Annotated in this window: 14 protein-coding genes; 4 read left to right on the top strand and 10 right to left on the bottom strand. The window is 63.1% G+C overall.

What is annotated here, in order from left to right; genetic code table 11:
* Positions 1-120 precede the first annotated feature (120 nt).
* On the top strand, positions 121-780 hold the full coding sequence (locus M3484_RS18445) for a thermonuclease family protein (RefSeq protein WP_249498687.1): 660 nt from the start codon (positions 121-123) through the stop codon (positions 778-780).
* 40 nt (positions 781-820) lie between these two features.
* Here M3484_RS18445 and M3484_RS18450 read toward each other — a convergent pair whose 3' ends face one another.
* The 3 genes from M3484_RS18450 to M3484_RS18460 form a co-directional block, all read right to left on the bottom strand.
* Positions 821-2,797 carry a DNA gyrase/topoisomerase IV subunit B gene (locus tag M3484_RS18450; protein ID WP_249498688.1) on the bottom strand — a complete coding sequence of 659 codons (1,977 nt, stop codon included), beginning with the start codon at positions 2,795-2,797 and terminating at the stop codon, positions 821-823.
* A 233-nt stretch (positions 2,798-3,030) separates the two neighbouring features.
* Positions 3,031-4,050 (bottom strand): LLM class flavin-dependent oxidoreductase, encoded by a 1,020-nt coding sequence (locus M3484_RS18455; protein ID WP_249498689.1) that lies wholly within the window; start codon positions 4,048-4,050, stop codon positions 3,031-3,033.
* A gap of 139 nt (positions 4,051-4,189) precedes the next feature.
* Positions 4,190-4,849, bottom strand: a complete 660-nt coding sequence (locus M3484_RS18460; RefSeq protein WP_092901323.1) for a glutathione S-transferase family protein — start codon at positions 4,847-4,849, stop codon at positions 4,190-4,192.
* 371 nt (positions 4,850-5,220) lie between these two features.
* On the opposite strand from M3484_RS18460, the gene ppk2 reads away from it, so the two are divergent.
* Both ppk2 and M3484_RS18470 read left to right on the top strand, forming a co-directional pair.
* Complete coding sequence (gene ppk2 / locus M3484_RS18465) at positions 5,221-6,207, top strand: polyphosphate kinase 2 (RefSeq protein WP_249498690.1); 987 nt, start codon at positions 5,221-5,223, stop codon at positions 6,205-6,207.
* A 57-nt stretch (positions 6,208-6,264) separates the two neighbouring features.
* Positions 6,265-7,659: an MATE family efflux transporter gene (locus M3484_RS18470; protein ID WP_249498691.1), complete on the top strand. Its 1,395-nt coding sequence runs from the start codon at positions 6,265-6,267 to the stop codon at positions 7,657-7,659.
* Here the strand turns inward: M3484_RS18470 and M3484_RS18475 are convergent.
* The 3 genes from M3484_RS18475 to M3484_RS18485 all read right to left on the bottom strand — a co-directional run bounded on the left by M3484_RS18475 (position 7,618) and on the right by M3484_RS18485 (position 12,208).
* Complete coding sequence (locus tag M3484_RS18475; protein WP_249498692.1) at positions 7,618-9,687, bottom strand: capsule polysaccharide biogenesis protein; 2,070 nt, start codon at positions 9,685-9,687, stop codon at positions 7,618-7,620. The genes M3484_RS18470 and M3484_RS18475 overlap by 42 nt on opposite strands.
* A gap of 7 nt (positions 9,688-9,694) precedes the next feature.
* On the bottom strand, positions 9,695-10,831 hold the full coding sequence (locus tag M3484_RS18480; RefSeq protein ID WP_092895800.1) for a polysaccharide biosynthesis/export family protein: 1,137 nt from the start codon (positions 10,829-10,831) through the stop codon (positions 9,695-9,697).
* A gap of 90 nt (positions 10,832-10,921) precedes the next feature.
* Entirely contained in the window at positions 10,922-12,208 is a 1,287-nt protein-coding gene (locus M3484_RS18485; protein ID WP_092895802.1) for a capsule polysaccharide biogenesis protein, read from the bottom strand.
* Between the two features lie 239 nt (positions 12,209-12,447).
* On the opposite strand from M3484_RS18485, the gene M3484_RS18490 reads away from it, so the two are divergent.
* Positions 12,448-13,044 carry a riboflavin synthase gene (locus M3484_RS18490; RefSeq protein WP_092901326.1) on the top strand — a complete coding sequence of 199 codons (597 nt, stop codon included), beginning with the start codon at positions 12,448-12,450 and terminating at the stop codon, positions 13,042-13,044.
* Between the two features lie 167 nt (positions 13,045-13,211).
* Here M3484_RS18490 and M3484_RS18495 read toward each other — a convergent pair whose 3' ends face one another.
* The 4 genes from M3484_RS18495 to M3484_RS18510 form a co-directional block, all read right to left on the bottom strand.
* On the bottom strand, positions 13,212-13,721 hold the full coding sequence (locus M3484_RS18495) for a CarD family transcriptional regulator (protein ID WP_092895804.1): 510 nt from the start codon (positions 13,719-13,721) through the stop codon (positions 13,212-13,214).
* 334 nt (positions 13,722-14,055) lie between these two features.
* Positions 14,056-14,394: a ferredoxin FdxA gene (gene fdxA / locus M3484_RS18500; protein ID WP_092895806.1), complete on the bottom strand. Its 339-nt coding sequence runs from the start codon at positions 14,392-14,394 to the stop codon at positions 14,056-14,058.
* Between the two features lie 51 nt (positions 14,395-14,445).
* Positions 14,446-14,841: an RNA-binding S4 domain-containing protein gene (locus M3484_RS18505; protein WP_249498693.1), complete on the bottom strand. Its 396-nt coding sequence runs from the start codon at positions 14,839-14,841 to the stop codon at positions 14,446-14,448.
* 3 nt (positions 14,842-14,844) lie between these two features.
* Positions 14,845-17,829 (bottom strand): helicase-related protein, encoded by a 2,985-nt coding sequence (locus M3484_RS18510; RefSeq protein ID WP_249498694.1) that lies wholly within the window; start codon positions 17,827-17,829, stop codon positions 14,845-14,847.
* Between the last annotated feature and the right edge of the window lie 13 nt (positions 17,830-17,842).

The raw sequence follows: 17,842 nt of genomic DNA on the forward strand, positions 1-17,842 counted from the left end.
GCGCACATCGCGGGGCAGTCCCACGGGGGGATCCTCAGGATAAAACCGGGGTAAAGCTTGCGGTAACCTTTGTTAACGCAAGCGCTGGACAAAGCCGGTGGCATCGGCCAGGCCCCTCTGATGTCCGGTCTCATTCTAAAACTTGTCTTCGTAACTTCTGTTGTTGCCGCGCCGTCGATCTCGGGCGCGCCCCAGGTCAGTGATGGGGATACGCTGCGGTTCGGACCGGTCGTGGTGCGGCTTCATGGCATCGACGCACCGGAATCCGGCCAAAGCTGTGCCAGTGCCGGTGGCGGCAGCTGGCCCTGCGGCCTGGCGGCGACAAGGTGGCTGGAGGCATTGATCGCTGGCAAGACCGTGATCTGTGAGGCGCTGGACCGCGACCGCTATGGAAGGGTGGTCGCACGCTGCGCGGCCGGCGGCGAGGATCTCGGCGCCACAATGGTCTCGGATGGCTTCGCCTGGGCCTATATCGCCTATTCCGATGCCTATCTGCCGCAGCAGACACTTGCGCAGGCGGCCGGTCACGGCATCTGGTCCGCACCGTCACAACCCGCCTGGGAGTTTCGCGCCGCGCACTGGATGGCGGCCGATCAGGATACGCCGATTGAGGGCTGCCCGATCAAGGGCAATATCTCGAAATCGGGCGAGCGGATCTACCACCTGCCCTGGTCACCGGCCTATGCCAGAACGGTGATCCGCGAAGATCAGGGCGAGCGCTGGTTCTGCGACGAGGCCGAGGCCCGGGCCGCGGGCTGGCGCCCGGCGCGCGGGAAATAACGCCGGGGCGCGCAGACCTGGTACAGGTCTGCTGCCAACCTCAGATATCGAGCTCGTCGGTATTGGCGAAACGGGCCTTTTCCTGAATGAACTGAAAGCGCAGCTCCGGCTTTTTGCCCATCAGGTCATTGACCAGGGTCTTGGTCGATTCGCGCTCTTCCTCATTGATCGAGACCTGGATCAGCTTGCGCGTTGCCGGGTTCATCGTGGTGTCTTTGAGGTCCTTGGCATCCATCTCGCCCAGCCCCTTGAAACGCTGCACGTCGATCTTGCCGCGCCCGCCCAGACCTTTGGCCAGCCATTCCTCTTTCTCGGCATCATTCGAGACATAGAGCCGCTTCGGCCCCTGGGTCAGGCGGTAAAGCGGCGGGCAGGCAAGGTAGAGATGCCCTTTCAGAATCAGCTGCGGCATCTGTTCGTAGAAGAAGGTCATCAGCAGCGAGGCGATATGGGCGCCATCCACATCGGCGTCGGTCATGATGATGATCTTGTCATAGCGCAGATCGTCGATGCGGAAGCGCTCTTTCATGCCAACGCCAAGCGCTTCGCAAATGTCGCGGATCTCGGCATTGTCCGAGAGTTTGCTCGCGGCAGCCCCCAGCACATTGAGCACCTTGCCGCGCAAGGGCAGCAGCGCCTGGAATTTGCGGTCGCGCGCACCCTTGCCGCTGCCGCCGGCCGAATCGCCCTCGACGAGGAACAGTTCGGTGCCGGAGCGGTTCGAGGCCGAACAATCGACAAGTTTACCCGGGAGGCGCAGCCGCTTGGTCGCCGTCTTGCGCTGCGTTTCCTTTTCGGCGCGGCGCTTCAGCCGCTCCTCAGCGCGCTGCACCAGGAAATCGAGGATCGCGCCGGCAGATTTCGGATCACTGGCCAGCCAGGTGTCGAAATGGTCGCGGACGGCGTTTTCCACCCATTTCGCCGCCTCTTCCGTCGCCAGCCGGTCCTTGGTCTGGCCGACAAATTGCGGCTCCCGGATAAAGACCGAGATCAGCGCGCAGCCGCCGGTCAGCATATCCTCGCGGGTGATCTGATCGGCTTTGCGGTTCTTGACCCGCTCGCCATATGCGCGGATGCCTTTCAGGGTCGCAGCCCAGAAACCTGCCTCATGGGTGCCGCCCTCAGGGGTTGGAACCGTGTTGGTGTAGGACGAGATGAAACCGTCGCGCATCGGCGTCCAGTTGACCGCCCATTCGACCGAGCCGGGCACGCCGAACTTTTCCCTGAAACTGACTTTGCCCGCGAAAGGCCGCTCGGCATAGGTCTGATCGGATTGCAGCTGTTCGGCCAGATATTCGCCAAGGCCACCGGGGTAATGGAAGGTCGCTTCCAGCGGCATATCGCCGTCCGGAATCGCGGATTTCCAGCGGATCTCTACGCCGGAATAAAGATAGGCCTTGGAGCGGACCATCTTCATCAGCCGCGCCGGGCGGAAGGTCTGATGGCCGAAAATCTCGGCATCGGGGTGGAAGATCACCGTGGTGCCGCGCCGGTTCGGCGCCGGGCCAATTTTTGCGACCGGTCCCCGGGGCTTGCCACGCGAGAATTCCTGGACGTAGAGCTCTTTGTTCCGCGCCACCTCGACCCGCATATGGTCGGACAGTGCATTGACCACAGACGAGCCAACGCCGTTCAGCCCGCCCGAGGTTTCATAGGCGTCGCCGTTGAACTTGCCGCCTGCATGGAGCGTGCAGAGGATCACCTCCAGCGCGGATTTGTCGGGGAATTTCGGATGCGGGTCGACGGGAATCCCGCGCCCGTTATCCCTGATCGAAACCGAGCCATCGGCCAACAGTTCGACCTCGATCCGGTTGGCGTGGCCGGCGACCGCCTCGTCCATCGAATTGTCGAGGATCTCGGCGGCAAGATGGTGATAGGCGCGCTCGTCAATGCCGCCGATATACATGCCGGGCCGCATCCGCACCGCTTCAAGCGGTTCAAGAACCTCAATCGAGGAGGCGTCATAGGTCTGCTGGTTCGGCGCGGCGAGAAGATCGCCGGAATCATTCGGGGCCATGCGCTGCTCTTATGGTTTGTAGCACAGCATTAGACCACCCGGAGGGGGAGGCGCGCAAGATCCAGGGGGGATTTTCCTGTGGACGCGCGCAAGGGGGGCGCTGCCCCCGTCTCCTGGCGGAGACCCCCCGGGGATATTTAGAGACAGATGAAAAGATCTTCTGCTGATTTCATCTGTCCTTAAATATCCCCGCCGGAGGCATCCGGCCCCGTAACGGGGCCGGACGTCTTTTCTCAGCGCCAGCCAAGCGCCGGGGCGACATGTTTCAGGATATTCTCGATCACATGGGCGTTGTACTCGACGCCCAGGGTGTTCGGTACCGTCAGAAGCAGGGTATCGGCCTCGGCGATGGCTTCGTCCTGGCGCAGGTCCTCGATCAGCTTTTGCGGCTCGGCGGCGTAGGAGCGGCCGAAGACCGCGCGCTGATCGTCGATCACACCGACCTGGTCCTGGTCGGGGCGCGATTGCCCGAAATACATCTGATCCTGCGCTGTGGTGATCGCGAAGATCGAGCGGCTGACCGAGACGCGGGGCGTATGCTTATGACCCGCTTCTTTCCAGGCCGCGCGGTATTTGCGGATCTGGTTGGCCTGCTGCACATGGAAAGGCTCGCCGGTCTCGTCCCATTTCAGGGTCGAGCTTTGCAGGTTCATCCCCAGTTGCGCCGCCCAGATCGCGGTCTGATCCGAGGCTGCGCCCCACCAGATGCGGTTTCTCAGCCCTTCGGAATGCGGCTCCAGCCGCAAGAGGCCCGGCGGGTTCGGGAACATCGGGCGTGGATTTGGCTTTGCGAAGCCCTGACCTTTGAGGAGGCTCAGGAAGGTCAGTGCATGTTCACGGGCCAGATCCTGATCTGTCTCGCCCTCTTCCGGCGCATAGCCGAAATGGCGCCAGCCATCGATCACCTGTTCGGGCGAGCCGCGGGATATGCCCAGCTGCAGCCTGCCGCCGGAGATCAGATCGGCAGACCCTGCATCCTCGATCATGTAATGCGGGTTCTCATAGCGCATATCGATGACGCCGGTGCCGATCTCGATCTTCTTCGTGCGGGCGCCGATGGCGGCCAGAAGCGGGAAGGGCGAAGACAGCTGGCGGGCGAAATGGTGAACCCGATAATAGGCGCCGTCAGCACCAAGCTCTTCGGCGGCTTCGGCCAGTTCGATGCTCTGGAGCAGCACATCCTGGGCCGAACGGGTGTCCGAACCCTGCTGGGTCGACCAATGGCCGAAAGACAGAAAACCGATTTTCTTCATGGTTCAAATCCCCTGATCCTGAGACCCGGGCCGGGCCAGTGGCCGTGCCGGATCGTTTGACGGAAAGATGGGGCGATCGGCGCGCCAATGCCAGAAGCAGCGGCGCGCAACCACTGTGCGCAGGTGCCCGTTCCCGGGGTCAGGCCGGCTCTGCCTCGCGCCTGGCCCAGAAGGCCTGGAACGCCGGCCGGGCCTGGCAGCGGGCGAGCCAGTCACTCACATGCGGGTATTCCGCCAGAAGCGCGGGATAGCCCTGGGCATAGCGCAGGCATTCGGCAGTATTGATATCGGCGGCGGTAAAGCGGTCGCCCACCAGCCAGTCATGTGCGCTCAGGTGCCGTTCCAGCCGGTTCAGCGGCCGGCGCAGTTTCTCGGCGCTGACCCGGATCGCGGCGCGGGTTTCGGGCAGGGTGTCGCCACCGGATTCGACGGCGAGCAGGATCTCCAGCGCCGGCGGCTCCAGTGAGGTGGCCGCGTAAAGCGCCCATTGCTCCATCAGCGATTGCTCGGATGCGTCGGCCGGGCCAAAGCCACCCCCGTGGCGGCGTGCGATATGGAGGGTGATCGCTAGCGACTCGGTCAGCAAAAGCCCGTCATCCTCCATCGCGGGGATCTGGCCCTGCGGATTGACGGCGAGATAATCGGGCGAGGCGGTGTTCAGCGCCGCGTCTTCGGCCTTCGCATCCCTGAGACGATAGGCCTGGATCACCGGCACATGGGTGAAATCGCAGCCGATTTCGCCGAGAAGCCAGAGCGGGCGCGAGGCGCGTGAACGATAGACGCCGTAAAGGGTGATCATGGCGGGGTCCCCAAAGCCGGGCAGATACTGCCTGAAATAACCCGGCCCCAATAGCAGAAGCGGGAAGAAAATCCACTGGCTGCCGGGGCCGCTCACCCGATTGGGAAAAGATTTCCTGCGAGCGTCCGCCAGGCAGGAGGGTTTTTCGCACGGGTGGGGCTTGCGGGGAAAGGCGGGGGGCTCCGCCCGGGCTCTGCGGCTGACTTTGCCGGTCTCTCCTGGTATGCAGGCCTGACTGCGCGCCGCGTTTGTCCAGGATCAAGGTCAAATGCGGCGGCCAGGATTATGCTCTGGCCGGCCCCTTTCGGTCCGGCGCGCGCGCAGCCCAGACAAGACGGGCGTCGTTTTGCATTATGGTGAAGGAGTTTCTCATGAGCACAGATCTGCATGTCAGCGGCAACGAAAAACCATCTGAGCCAGAAACTGTTTCGGAAGATAGCCCGACCCCGCCGGTGCTGCCGCCTGAGACCGGCGACACTCTCGCGCCGCCGCGCCATTTTCCTGCAGTGACCCAGGACGAGATTCGTGAGGCCTTTGAAAGCGGGCGCTACCCCTATGGGCGCCTGATGGGGCGCGTCGCCTATGAGCGGGAAAAGGCGCAGCTTCAGGCCGAGCTTTTGAAGGTACAGATCTGGGCGCAGGAAACCGGGCAGAAATTCGTCCTTCTGATGGAAGGGCGCGATGCGGCTGGCAAGGGCGGCACCATCAAGCGGTTCATGGAACACCTGAATCCGCGATATGCGCGTGTGGTGGCGCTGACCAAACCCTCGGACAAGGAAAAAGGCGAATGGTTCTTTCAGCGTTACATCCAGCATCTGCCCACCGCCGGCGAGATCGTCTTCTTTGACCGATCCTGGTACAACCGGGCCGGGGTCGAGCGGGTGATGGGCTTTTGCACCCCGCCGGAATATCTCGAATTCATGCGCGAGGCGCCGGAGCTGGAACGGATGCTGGTCCGTTCGGGGATCCGGCTTTACAAATACTGGTTCTCGGTCACCAGGGGCGAACAGTTCAAACGCTTCAGGGCGCGCGAGACAGATCCTCTGAAAATGTGGAAGCTCTCGCCCATCGACAAGGCGAGCCTCGACAAATGGGATGACTACACCGAGGCCAAAGAGGCGATGTTCTTCTACACCGATACCGCCGATGCGCCCTGGACCATTGTGAAGTCGAATGACAAGAAACGCGCCCGGCTGAATTGCATGAAGCATTTCCTCGCCTCGCTGGACTATCCCGGCAAGGATCATGCGCTGGTGATGCAGCCTGATCCGCTGATCATCGGCTCGGCGGCGCAGGTTTTGCGGGGGGCGGCGCACATCCCGGGCAACACCACACATCCGGCTGTGCGGCATGGCTGAGATGCCACATCTCGCGGCATATTGCCGCTAATTTGATCAAAGGATAGACCATGCGGCATGGATAATTTGTCGCAGCCCGCCCGTCCGTTCACATTCGCCAGGCATCTGCGTGAGACGCTGCGGCTTGGTCTGCCGCTGGCGGGGTCCTCCATCGCGCAATTCTCGCTGCATGTGGTCAATACCGCTATGGTCGGCTGGTATGGCGTGGTGCAGCAGGGCGCGCTGGTGATCGCGGCGTCGAGCTTTTTCATTCTCTTCGTCGTGGGTTCGGGTTTTGCACGCGCGGTGATGCCGCTGGCCGCGAGCGCAAGGGCGCGTGGCGATGATACGGAGCTCCGGCGCGCGGCGCGGATGGGGCTCTGGTTGTCCATCGGCTTTGGCCTGCTCGTGTACCCGATATTCTGGTTTGCCGGGCCGATCATGCTGGCACTTGGACAAAAGCCCGAAGTGGCGGCCGAGGCGCAGTATTACCTGCGCATCGCCGGTATTGGCATGGTGCCGACGCTTGGCGTGGCAGTATTGCAGGCCTGGCTCGCGGCGCTCGGGCGGACGCAGATCGTGCTCTGGGTCACGGTGGCGGCAGTGGTGGTCAATATCATCGTCAACTGGTTCCTGATCTTCGGCAATGGCGGCGCGCCCGAGATGGGGGTCGGGGGCGCAGGCGTGGCGACGCTCGTGGTGCAGGTCTTTTCGCTGTTGGGGCTGGGGCTTTATGCCGGGCTGTTGCCAGCGCTGCGGCAGTTTCAGCTCTTCCGCCGGTTCTGGCGCATCGACGTGGCGGCGCTGCGCGAGGTCTGGCGGCTGGGCCTGCCGATCGGGCTGACCGGGCTTGCGGAAAGCGGGCTCTTCCAGGCCAGCGCGCTCATGATGGGCTGGATTGGCACCCGTCAGCTGGCCGCGCATGGCATTGCACTGGAAATCACGGCGCTGGCCTTCATGTGCCATGTCGGCCTGTCGAATGCCGCAACGATCAGGGTGGCCGAGGCCTCGGGGCGCGCGGATCCGGCGGGGATACGGCTGGCCTCCGGCGCGGCGCTGCTGATCTCTTTCCTCGTCGCGGTTGTGGTGATCATCGTCTTTCTGAGCGTGCCGGAATTGCTGGTGCGGCAGTTCCTCGACCTCGAGAAACCGGGGTCTGATTTTGTGCTGCAATTCGGGATGACGCTGCTGGCGCTGGCGGCCCTCTTCCAGCTTGCAGATGCGATGCAGGTGATGGCGCTTGGCCTGTTGCGCGGTATTCAGGATACGGCGGTGCCGATGTGGCTCGCCACGATGAGTTATTGGGTGATCGGTATTCCGGTCAGCTATGTGCTGGCATTCCCGCTGGGCTTTGGCGGGATAGGCCTCTGGTCGGGGCTGGTGATCGGCCTGGTCGGGGCGGCGGTGAGCCTGATGATCCGCTTCTGGCTGCTAGCGCCAAAGCCGGGCATGGCTGGCAAAGCGGCCCTGTAACTTCGCGATCAGCCGGTTGATGAGGCCGGGATGCGGGATGGTGCCGCTGGCCAGCCGGTCAAGTGCGACCTCAACCGGGCAGGGGCGACGCGAGACCGGATCCCAGTAGCGCGGATAGGCGATCAGGCTGGCATGGACCAGCTGCGCCAGATCGGGCCGGGGAAGCAGCGCGCCATCGGGACGACGCAGCCGGCGTTCCGGGATATCGCCCAGATCACGGGTCAGCCCCCAGCCGGCATAGAAGGGCGCACCGAAGGTCGTGACCGCCTTGCTCCGGATCAGGGCCTCGAACCCGGTGAGGGAAGTCATGGTCCAGACCTCATCCACCTCATTCAGCGCGGCCGCCATACTGGCATGGGTCAGGACCAGATCGGCCAGCGGTGCAGTCTGATCGGCGGGGATCACCCCGGGGCGCAGACCGGCCTCGACATCGGGATGCGGCTTATAGAGGATCAGCGCATCCGGGTTGGCTGCGCGGGTGGCTTTCAGCAGGTCGAGATTGGTCCGGATGGCACCGGCGCCGCTCAGGATCGAGGCGTCATCTTCGACCTGGCCCGGAACCAGAATGCGGGATCTCTGGTCGGTCTCCCGGTCGGGGAGCGCCGGAATGGCACCTTCAATGTTGTATTTGGTCAAATTGGCCGCGCGCAGCCTTTCGATCAGCCGCGTCGCGCGGGCATGGCCGCCGGGGGGAAGGGGCGCCTTGATCAGCTCTTCCAGCCGCGAGGGATGCGCTGGATCGTAATAGATCCCGAGGTCATCGGCGACCAGCGACAAAGGCGGCACCAGCTCGGCCCCGAGCCCGCGTGAGCGCAGGAACCCATCCTCAACCCGCAGCGTGCCCTGGGGCAAGGAGCCTTGCGCTTTCCCGGCCCAGACCAGCAGGCTTTGCCCCTTCGCCTGCGCCACCCCGTCGATAAAGCGCAGCGGCTTTTCCCGTCCGAAAAACGCCTGCAACCGCCCGCGTTTCCACATACGCATCCCCATCGCCATATGGCCATGGCGATCTTGACGAAAGGCGCGCAGCTCGGCCTCCAGCTGATCAACCACCTCTTCAAAGCTGCAAAGCCGGTCGCGGCAGGGGTCATACCAGCGGGGCGCGATGATCATCACGCCGGCAAAGAGCTGCGCCCGTGTCAGCTTGCGCTTACGGCGGGACGGCGGCGTGCGGTCTTCGGTCAGCCCCCAGCCGGCATAAAAGGGCAGCCCCCAGACGCGGGGGCGATGCCCGGCAAGGATCGCCTCAAACCCAAGCTGCGACGACACGGTATAGACCGCCACCGCGCCTTCCAGCAACGCGTAGGGCGGGATCGCGGGATCGGAAAAGCTGATCCCCGGCCCCTCCGGGTCGCGCAGATGCTCGGGCCCGTAATGACCGGGGCGCAGCCCTTTCGCAGTTTCAGGATGCGCGCGGATCAGGATGGGCAGATGCGGCCAGTCGCGGCGCGCAGTTTCGAGCATTTCCTCGAAAGACCCCCGATCCGCACCCGAAGCCCGCAGCGAGGCATCGTTCACCGTCTGATCAACCACCAGCGCATAGCCCGGCGGCGGTGGGGGCAGGGAAATGTCGTGCAGATTGTATTTGGACAATTCAAGCGCGCGAAGACGGTCGATTCCGACCTTTGCACGGCTCAGAATGTTCGAATTGTCTAAGGGGTCAGTTAAGAGAATCCGCTCGGTCAGCGAGATATCCGACGGGTCGAAATGGATCCCTTCTGCATCGATCAGCAGGCCCAGCCCGGGCTCGCCCATCCGCCCCGGCCGGATCGAGCGTAGAAACGCATCCTCCAGCCGCACCAGCGGCACACCGCGTTTTGCCGCCACTTTCTCGCCGCGCCAGGCGGTGGGGCTGGCCCCCCAGACCACGACGCCGTCGCCCGGTTTCGGCAGGCCGAAGCGCAGCTCATGCCCCGCAAGGGCAAGGATCCGCTTCAGCCGGCGGTCACGCAGGAAGGACAGGTTCTGATGGAAAAGCCGCCGTGGGATCACCACGGCGGCCTCTGGTTTCGGATCGCGTTCGACGGCCAAGGCGGCCTCAGTTGCCGGCGGCGGAGTTGATGCTCGCCGCGGCCCCGGCAGATCCCGTCAGCACAGAAAGCGATTTCTGCCACTGAACATAGGGCGCCTCGGTCACATAGACGGTGTCGCCATCGCGGACGAGGAAGTCACGCGCCTCGAACATGCCGGTCGGCGCGGTCAGGTCGAGCACATAGACCACCCGCTGATCGCCCCTGAGATCGCTGCGGCCGAGCACGGCATTGGCGATGGCTTCGGGCTCGTTGCGGAAGACGAAGACACCGGTCGGATCGGCGGCCATGGTCTGCAGCCCACCCACCGTGGCCAGGGCCTCGATGGCCGAAAGGCTCTCGCTCTCGAACGGGACCACGGTTTGCGTGCCGGTGGCGCCAAGGGCGGTAAACTTGCGTTCATCTTCCTCGATCACGATCCGGTCACCGGGACGCAGCGCGATATCCATTTTCGGATTGGCCCAGAGATCTTTCAGCCAGATCTTGCCGGTCTGACCGCCACGGGTCACGCGCACAAGCGCAGTTGAGGGGTCGATCACGACGCCGCCGGCACGGGCCAGCATGGAGGCCAGCGTGCGGGTCGGCTGTTCGATCGGGAAGACACCCGGGGTAGAGACCGATCCGTTGATCGTCACGGTCGAGCCGTCACCGGCCACGCGCGCCACCTGGACCTGCGGATCCGGCGTTTGCGCATCAAGCTTGCGCGTGATGGCCGAGCGCACGGCCTCGACCGAAGTTCCGGCGGCTTTGATCCGGCCGGCATAGGGGATGAAGACAAAGCCCTGGCCGTCGACCTGGACTTCGGTCAGCTGCGAGACGCGCTGGCCGGTATTGCCCAGAAGCGGGTCGTCGCGGACGTTTTCAAACACGGTGATCGACAGGAGGTCGCCATTCGAGATCGTGTCCGATCCCATCTTGCCGGCCTTCTGGAAGCTGTCTGAAAACCCGAAAGAGGGCAGCACGGCGGTGGCGCGCGTGACCCGTGGATTGACGCTGACGATAAAGGCATCGCCCTCTTTCAGGACCGAGCCTGCAAAGATCTCTTTCTTGTTCGGTCCCGACCGCGGCAGGCCGCAACTCGCGGTCGCGGCGACAATGGCGATCAAGGCCAGGGCTTTCGCCCCCCTCGTGGTATGTCCGATCACTGCTCGGGCTCCTTTAGCGGATTTGCCTCAAGTTTTGACCGCAACAATACGGAATATCACGGAAATTGAAAGTCTTTGGTTTTCGGAAATTCAGGTCACCAGCCGCAACTGTTGCCTTGGTGCCGCGTTTCCGCTGGTCAAAGCGTCGTAAGGATCCTGCCCGGAAAGCAGCATATCCACAACTTGTCGTAGTAATTCACGCCGCCCACGCGAGGAGTAGAAGCCACCGGCGACCTGACTGGTCTCAAGCAAATAATGCCGGTAATCGCGATAGGCGCGGGTATCGGGGCGTTTTCCTTCGGCGAAAAACTGCGCGGCAGGCTGTGACGAGACAAATTCCGGCTTGGAATAGACCGCGCGACCAAAGGTGCGCAGCGGCAATCCGCGCCAGAGCGCCTGTTGCCCGGCGGTCGAATTCACCGTCACCGCAGACCGCGCATGGTTCAGCAAAGCGGCGAGTTTGCCGCCGCGCACGAAATGCACGCGTCTGGCCACACCAAATTGTTGCGCCAGCCGCCGGATGGTCGATTTCACCGCGATACGCCCGTCTTCCAGCGGATGCGCCTTGAAGACGAGATGGTGATGTTTCGGCGCGCCTTCGGCAAAGCCCTGGATCACCACATCGAGAAACTCGCCCATGGTGGTGAAGGGCGAATGGTCGCGGAAGCTGGCATCATGTTCCAGCTGCAGGATCGCCAGATGATAGGGGAAACCGCCATAGCGGATGCGCCAGGTGGCGAGGCGGCGTTCCAGCGCGTGGAAGGGCAGGAGGCAGAGCCGTTTTACATAAAGCAGGAATTCCTGGCGCACGGTAAGGGCGCGATGCGGGCGGAAATTGCGATAATCCCAGAACCCGGCCCAGACGAACCAGTGATAGAGCGCCCCCCAGAACATATGCTGGCGCATATCGCCCCACCGTGCCGGAGCATCGGGCAGATCGGTATCGGTGCGTGCGAGGGCGGCGCGCATCTCATCGACGCTCGTATCCATCAGCCGGGAATTGCCGTTCGAGCCATTGCGCTCATAGGTCACCCAATAGGGGCGCAGATAGCCTTCCTCGAAGACATGTATGGTCACCCCCATCGCGCGCGCGACCGCGATCGCTTTGGCGTGATTGGGACGGGTGTCGCCGTAAAGCACCAGATCGGTGATGCCCTTTTCCTCGATAATGGCGGCTACCCCTGCCGGCCAGTCTTCCGGACGGCCGCGCCAGGGAATATAGCTCGCGCCATCATGCCAGAGCGCGCGGTCGCCCCGGTTGAAGCCGACGCGCCAGACTTTTGCCCCGGAATGGCTGAGCATCTTCCCCAGACGTGAGAAGAAGGGGCCATGGGGCCCCTGCAGCAACAGAAAATGTTTGGTCTCTTCCGGTTTCATACCCACCAGTCATCTGTGAACTGCGCCGCCGCTCCGGCCCGGATATCCGGTGTTGCCGCACTTGCCTATGGGGCAATTCTACCGGTGCTTGCGGCAGGATTAGGGCGCGGCCTGGGCCATGCCGCGGTCATGGTCGCAGCAATGGGCCGAAATCGCTGGTCGCAGTCGCGGGGCTTGCCAGCGGGAAGCCGGCGGGGATAGACCTGCAGTCAGGGTTTAAGCGGCAAAGAGGGATGGCGATGTTCACCGGAATCGTGACCGATATTGGCGAGATTATCGAGCTGGAGCAACGCGGTGATCTGCGTGCGAGAATCGCGACCGCCTATCCGGCTGCGGGAATCGACCTTGGCGCATCAATCGCCTGCGAGGGCGTCTGCCTGACGGTGATCGAAAAGGGAACAGAACCGCGCAACTGGTTCGATGTCGAAATCAGTGCCGAGTCGGTGTCGAAGACCAATCTCTCCGGCTGGCATCTGGGAAAACGGCTCAACCTGGAACGGGCGCTGAAAGTGGGCGATGAGCTTGGCGGGCATATCGTCTCGGGCCATGTCGACGGCGTGGCCGAGGTTGTGCGGATGACCCCGGAAGGCGACAGCCTGCGGGTGACCTTCCGCGCGCCGGAAGTGCTGGCGAAGTTCATCGCGCAAAAGGGTTCGGTTGCGCTGAACGGCACGTCGCTGACTGTGAACGAAGTCGAGGGGCGCGATTTCGGGGTCAATTTCATCCCCCATACGCGCAAGGTCACGACCTGGGGCCAGCTGGCCGAGGGCGATCTGGTCAATCTCGAGGTCGATACGATGGCGCGCTATGTTGCCCGGCTGGCAGAGTGGCGCTGAAACGGGGCAGGGTGGATAGCTTTCCGCCAGGCCCCCGGTTTCTTTCCAGAAACCGGCCCGAAATCTGTACAGATTTCGGCGCCCGCGGGATTGGACCGTGCGATTGAAAACGGCGGCCCCGCATGAGGCCGCCGTTTTGCATGTCTGCGTGATCTCAGTCCGAGAGGTCAGGCCGCGCGCGACACCAGGACTTCTTCGACCTTCTTCTGCGCGCCGGCCTCGTCAACGCCCGAAACGGCGGCGACTTCGCGGGTCAGACGCTCCAGCGCGGCTTCATAGAGCTGACGCTCGGAATAGCTTTGCTCGCGCTGATCATCGGTGCGGTGCAGATCGCGCACCACTTCGGCAATCGCCATCAGATCGCCCGAGTTGATCTTTTGTTCATATTCCTGCGCGCGGCGCGACCACATGGCGCGCTTCACCCGGGCCTTGCCCTTCAGCGTCTCCAGTGCCCTGGTCACCACATCAGGGGCCGAGAGGGCGCGCATCCCCACATCGGTCGCCTTATTGGTCGGAACCCGCAGGGTCATCTTGTCCTTTTCAAAGGTGATGACGAAGAGTTCCAGTTTGAAACCGGCAATCTCCTGCTCTTCGATAGAGATGATCTTGCCAACACCATGAGCAGGGTAGACAACGAACTCGTTGGGGCGGAAATCAGGCTTCTTCGACTTGGTCATTCAGACACTTCCTCGGTCAGATACAGGTTTTCCGCGCGCACAGCCGTTCATAGGGACGAACAAGACCCTTCCCAGGCAGCGCCCGGTGTCGGGGGCCTGTGGTGAAGGGCACTATTGTCACAAGAATAGCTGTCTCAGGCGAGCAGTCCTGAGGCAGAATCAGGCATCCATGCTGGTTTATGAAAAAACCATAACACAGAATCACCACGATTCCAACCGTCCTGAGCGGTCACGCCTGTGCCACATGTCGCGAGAAGGGCAGGACTTACCCGAATTTCACGCTATTGGGATATGATGTGAGGCTGTGGGATGAGGCGCGGGTTAACCCGGCCTCTCAGCTGCCTTCGCCCGGTGCCGGATCGAAGTATTTCTCCAGCTTGCCGGCCTCGCCATCGCGCTCGGCATAGCCGGGCAACGGATCGCGCTTCTCGGTGATCACCGGCCAGATTTCGGCATATTTGCGGTTGAAGGCAACCCATTCCTCCATATCCGGTTCCGTATCGGGGCGGATCGCATCTGCCGGGCATTCCGGTTCGCAAACGCCGCAATCGATACATTCATCCGGATGGATGACCAGAGTGTTCACGCCCTCGTAGAAACAGTCCACCGGGCAGACTTCGACGCAATCGGTAAATTTGCAGGCGATGCAATTGTCGGTGACGACATAGGTCATGGGACGGTTCCGGAACACTCTCTGAGGCGTCAGTTAAGCCAGTGGGCCGGATCATTCAAGGCGTTGAGGTGTCACGACAGGGGCATCGAGATCAAGAAAGAGCGCCTGTGCCTCTGAGGCCGGTCCGCGGCGAACACCCGTTCCCAATACACGGATCAGGCGGATATTTCTTCCCTGAGGGAAAGTCAGTACATCCCCGGGCCCGACCTCGCGCGACGGGCGCGAGACCGGGGTTCCGTTCACCCTTATATGGCCTTCTTCAACCACCAGCGCTGCCAGGGTCCTGGTTTTGAAGAATCGGGCCTGCCAGAGCCATTTGTCGAGCCGCAGCTTCGGCTCGCTTCCCGCTCCGATCCCGGAGGCCGGAACGGTCGAAGCCGGAGCGTTTCCGCCCCGGCCTTCTTTCGCTTTGCCGGCACCCGATCTGCCGCCGCCGGTTTTTGCCAAGGCTCAGACCTTGCCCTTCAATGCCAGCAGCGCGGCGAAGGGGTTGTCGGGGTCGATCGGCTTGTCTTTGCGGGGCGGGCGGGCCTCGAAGGATTTGGCGCCTTCGTGACGTTGCGCCGGTTTGCCGTGCTTGCCACCATGCTTGCCATCGGGCTTGCCGCCACGAGTGTTGTCACGGCCGCCTTCACGATTGCCGAACTCCTTACGGGGGCCACGCTCACCGGATTTCTCACCGTCACGGCGCTCACCCTGGGGGCGGTCCCGACGTTCACCCTGGGGGCGGTCGCGGCGTTCGCCCTGCGGACGATCCCCTTGCGGGCGGTCCCCGCGCGGCGCACCACGTTCAGGGCGCTGGAAGCGCGGCTTCGGGGCCCAGGTGAAGGTGTAGAAGACCTCCATCTCGAGGGCCGCGGCTTCGGCCGATGCCTCACCTTCTGCCCCGGCTTCCGCCTCGGGGGCAGGTTCCGGCTCAGGCGCGGGCGCCAGCAGCGAGACCTCTTCCGGGATCGGCTGGCCGGAGGCAATCGCGGCCTCCAGCGCGGCGGCCACCTCGGCTTCCGGCGCCACAGCAGGCGTTGCCGCCTTTACCCGCGGGCGCTCGCCCTTTTCGGCCTTATAGCCCAGGCCGCCCATCAGATCCGAAAACTGCTCCAGCGTCATGCCGGTGATCGAGAGCATGTCCGGCACCGCTTCAAAACCTGCACGGCTGTCTTTCTGGCGCAGGATATCGGCGAGGCGTTCCAGCATGTCGATGCGGATGGCGCGGGTTCCCGCCGGGCGGTAGCCCGAAAGCGCATAATGCTCTTTCGGCACTTCGGCGATGTTCGGAATGGTCACGAGGCCCGGGGGCGGGCTTTCGGGGAATTCCGAGAGACCGTTCCACAAGGACCACAGCACCAGCCGCAGCCGGGTCGGCGCCGGTTTCAGCAAAGCCTGCTGGAAGATCGTATACTGGCCGAACCGGATGCCGTGCTTGCGCAATGCACCACGGGCTTCCTGGTCAAGTTCCTTGACCTCGGTTGCGACCTGCTCGCGCGGGATGACGCCAAGCGCCTCGGTCAGGCGGAAGGCAAAGCCCCGCGCCAGCCCGGTCAGCGTCTCGTCACGGCCAAGCGCCAGCAGCGGCTCGTAAAGCGCGGCCACTTTGCGGTCGATGAAATGCTGCAACCGGCGGCGGACCTTTTCGATCACGTCATCGCCGGCTTCCTCATCGACGAAAGCCTCGACAGAGGGCTTCAGCGGATCGGCGCCCTTGACGAGCTTTCCCACCGCCGAGCTGCCCCACATCAGGCCACCCTGTTCGGTGAAATCCATCTCGGTATCGGGCGCGTTGTAGAAGCGGTCCGCGCGCAGGCTGAATTCAGGCCTCAGCGCCTGGATTGCGGCCTGACGGAGGGTTTTGCCCTCATCTGCCGATGCGCTTGCGTCCTGCTGGAAGCGGAACCCTTCGAGCTTGCCGGTGAACTGGCCCTCGATGGTCACTTCGCCTTTGTCATTCACCTCTGCCACGAGGTCCTCCTTCTGCTTCAACCGGCGAAGCAATACGCTTGTCCGCCGGTCGACAAATCGTTGCGTCAGCCGCTGGTGCAGCGCATCTGACAGGCGGTCTTCTACCGCGCGGGTCTCGCCCCGCCAATGGGATTCGTCATCCACCCAGTTTTTGCGCTGCGCAACGTAGGTCCAGGTGCGGATATGTGCCAGGCGGCGCGAAATCTGGTCGATATCGCCATCGGTCTTGTCGATCCGGGCCACGGCTTTCGCCAGCCAGTCCGACGGGATGCGCCCGCCGCCGATGCCGCGCCCGACAAGGAAGTCGAATATCCGCGCCAGCAGCGTGTGGTGATCGGTTTCCGAAATATTGCGGAAATCGGGGATGCGGCAGACATCCCAGAGAAGCATCACGCGTTTCGGATTGGTCAGCTTGTCGGCGACCTCTGGCATGGCGGAGAGCGCCTTCAGCGCCACAACATCATCTGCATCGCGCGCGCGGCTCAGCCAGTCGTTGAAGGTCGGCTGTTCCAGCGAGCGGATCAGATGGCTGGCGGATCCGAAATCGAGATCGGCATTGCGCCACATCAGCTTCTTGACCGGTGCAAACTTATGCGCCTCGATCTGGTCGATCAGTTCTGAGGAGAACGGCCGCGCCTCGCCGGTGACGCCGAAAGTGCCGTTCTCGGTATGGCGCCCGGCGCGGCCTGCGATCTGGGCGATCTCCTGCGGCAGGAGCGCCCGCATCCGCCGCCCGTCGAATTTCGAGGTCGATGCAAATGCCACATGTCTGATGTCGAGATTAAGCCCCATGCCGATGGCATCGGTCGCAACCAGGTAATCGACATCGCCATTTTGATAAAGTTCGACCTGGGCATTTCGGGTGCGGGGGGAAAGCGCCCCCATCACCACCGCGCAGCCGCCCTTCTGGCGGCGGATCAGCTCGGCAATCGCATATACATTTTCAACAGAAAAGCCGACGATTGCCGATCTTTCCGGCATCCGGCTTATCTTTTTCGAACCAGACCAGGTCAAAGTCGAGAAACGGTCGCGTTTGACGTAAGAGTGGTTCTGCACCAGCCCGGCAATCGCGCCGCGCATGGTGTCCGATCCCAAAAACAGCGTCTCATGCAGACCGCGCGCATGGAGCAGGCGGTTGGTGAAGACATGGCCGCGCTCGGGGTCGGAGGCCAGCTGGATCTCATCGATACAGACGAAATCGGCGCCGATCTCCAGCGGCATCGCCTCGGTCGTGGCGACCCAATACTGGGTGCGATCCGGGATGATCCGTTCTTCACCGGTGACCAGCGCGACCCGGCTGACGCCGGCCTTGGCGACGACGCGTTCATAGACCTCGCGTGCCAGCAGTCGCAGCGGCAGGCCGATCACACCGGTCCGGTGTGTCAGCATCCGCTCGATCGCGTGGTGGGTCTTGCCGGTATTGGTCGGGCCGAGCAGCGCCGTCACGCGGCCACGCTCGTCTTTGCTACGGGCATCCATCAGATCTGGTTTC

This window comes from Pseudomonas sp. GX19020, from assembly GCF_023371075.1.
GTDB lineage: Bacteria > Pseudomonadota > Alphaproteobacteria > Rhodobacterales > Rhodobacteraceae > Pseudogemmobacter.

Excerpts from the sequence above, each read along its gene's own strand:
- M3484_RS18445 (WP_249498687.1), top strand. The coding sequence starts at position 121 with ATGTCCGGTCTCATTCTAAAACTTGTCTTCGTAACTTCTGTTGTTGCC.
- M3484_RS18450 (WP_249498688.1), bottom strand. The coding sequence starts at position 2,797 with ATGGCCCCGAATGATTCCGGCGATCTTCTCGCCGCGCCGAACCAGCAG.
- M3484_RS18455 (WP_249498689.1), bottom strand. The coding sequence starts at position 4,050 with ATGAAGAAAATCGGTTTTCTGTCTTTCGGCCATTGGTCGACCCAGCAG.
- M3484_RS18460 (WP_092901323.1), bottom strand. The coding sequence starts at position 4,849 with ATGATCACCCTTTACGGCGTCTATCGTTCACGCGCCTCGCGCCCGCTC.
- ppk2 (WP_249498690.1), top strand. The coding sequence starts at position 5,221 with ATGAGCACAGATCTGCATGTCAGCGGCAACGAAAAACCATCTGAGCCA.
- M3484_RS18470 (WP_249498691.1), top strand. The coding sequence starts at position 6,265 with ATGGATAATTTGTCGCAGCCCGCCCGTCCGTTCACATTCGCCAGGCAT.
- M3484_RS18485 (WP_092895802.1), bottom strand. The coding sequence starts at position 12,208 with ATGAAACCGGAAGAGACCAAACATTTTCTGTTGCTGCAGGGGCCCCAT.
- M3484_RS18490 (WP_092901326.1), top strand. The coding sequence starts at position 12,448 with ATGTTCACCGGAATCGTGACCGATATTGGCGAGATTATCGAGCTGGAG.
- M3484_RS18495 (WP_092895804.1), bottom strand. The coding sequence starts at position 13,721 with ATGACCAAGTCGAAGAAGCCTGATTTCCGCCCCAACGAGTTCGTTGTC.
- fdxA (WP_092895806.1), bottom strand. The coding sequence starts at position 14,394 with ATGACCTATGTCGTCACCGACAATTGCATCGCCTGCAAATTTACCGAT.
- M3484_RS18510 (WP_249498694.1), bottom strand. The coding sequence starts at position 17,829 with ATGGATGCCCGTAGCAAAGACGAGCGTGGCCGCGTGACGGCGCTGCTC.